Genomic DNA, 1,763 nt, shown 5'->3' with positions numbered 1-1,763 from the left:
GGTATCAGCTCACTCAAAGGCGGTAATACGGTTATCCACAGAATCAGGGGATAACGCAGGAAAGAACATGTGAGCAAAAGGCCAGCAAAAGGCCAGGAACCGTAAAAAGGCCGCGTTGCTGGCGTTTTTCCATAGGCTCCGCCCCCCTGACGAGCATCACAAAAATCGACGCTCAAGTCAGAGGTGGCGAAACCCGACAGGACTATAAAGATACCAGGCGTTTCCCCCTGGAAGCTCCCTCGTGCGCTCTCCTGTTCCGACCCTGCCGCTTACCGGATACCTGTCCGCCTTTCTCCCTTCGGGAAGCGTGGCGCTTTCTCATAGCTCACGCTGTAGGTATCTCAGTTCGGTGTAGGTCGTTCGCTCCAAGCTGGGCTGTGTGCACGAACCCCCCGTTCAGCCCGACCGCTGCGCCTTATCCGGTAACTATCGTCTTGAGTCCAACCCGGTAAGACACGACTTATCGCCACTGGCAGCAGCCACTGGTAACAGGATTAGCAGAGCGAGGTATGTAGGCGGTGCTACAGAGTTCTTGAAGTGGTGGCCTAACTACGGCTACACTAGAAGAACAGTATTTGGTATCTGCGCTCTGCTGAAGCCAGTTACCTTCGGAAAAAGAGTTGGTAGCTCTTGATCCGGCAAACAAACCACCGCTGGTAGCGGTGGTTTTTTTGTTTGCAAGCAGCAGATTACGCGCAGAAAAAAAGGATCTCAAGAAGATCCTTTGATCTTTTCTACGGGGTCTGACGCTCAGTGGAACGAAAACTCACGTTAAGGGATTTTGGTCATGAGATTATCAAAAAGGATCTTCACCTAGATCCTTTTAAATTAAAAATGAAGTTTTAAATCAATCTAAAGTATATATGAGTAAACTTGGTCTGACAGTTACCAATGCTTAATCAGTGAGGCACCTATCTCAGCGATCTGTCTATTTCGTTCATCCATAGTTGCCTGACTCCCCGTCGTGTAGATAACTACGATACGGGAGGGCTTACCATCTGGCCCCAGTGCTGCAATGATACCGCGAGACCCACGCTCACCGGCTCCAGATTTATCAGCAATAAACCAGCCAGCCGGAAGGGCCGAGCGCAGAAGTGGTCCTGCAACTTTATCCGCCTCCATCCAGTCTATTAATTGTTGCCGGGAAGCTAGAGTAAGTAGTTCGCCAGTTAATAGTTTGCGCAACGTTGTTGCCATTGCTACAGGCATCGTGGTGTCACGCTCGTCGTTTGGTATGGCTTCATTCAGCTCCGGTTCCCAACGATCAAGGCGAGTTACATGATCCCCCATGTTGTGCAAAAAAGCGGTTAGCTCCTTCGGTCCTCCGATCGTTGTCAGAAGTAAGTTGGCCGCAGTGTTATCACTCATGGTTATGGCAGCACTGCATAATTCTCTTACTGTCATGCCATCCGTAAGATGCTTTTCTGTGACTGGTGAGTACTCAACCAAGTCATTCTTAGAATAGTGTATGCGGCGACCGAGTTGCTCTTGCCCGGCGTCAATACGGGATAATACCGCGCCACATAGCAGAACTTTAAAAGTGCTCATCATTGGAAAACGTTCTTCGGGGCGAAAACTCTCAAGGATCTTACCGCTGTTGAGATCCAGTTCGATGTAACCCACTCGTGCACCCAACTGATCTTCAGCATCTTTTACTTTCACCAGCGTTTCTGGGTGAGCAAAAACAGGAAGGCAAAATGCCGCAAAAAAGGGAATAAGGGCGACACGGAAATGTTGAATACTCATACTCTTCCTTTTTCAAT

General features: G+C 49.3%; 1 protein-coding gene. It reads right to left on the bottom strand.

Annotation, left to right across the window (positions count from 1 at the left end):
• Window positions 1-885: 885 nt before the first annotated feature.
• A complete protein-coding gene (blaTEM, locus tag AMK33_RS40145; protein WP_073938165.1) occupies window positions 886-1,746 on the bottom strand; it encodes a TEM family class A beta-lactamase in 861 nt (286 codons plus the stop codon).
• Window positions 1,747-1,763 lie beyond the last annotated feature (17 nt).

This window comes from Streptomyces sp. CB02400, from assembly GCF_001905725.1.
GTDB lineage: Bacteria > Actinomycetota > Actinomycetes > Streptomycetales > Streptomycetaceae > Streptomyces > Streptomyces atrovirens.
This window is presented reverse-complemented; position numbering and strand designations above follow the sequence as displayed.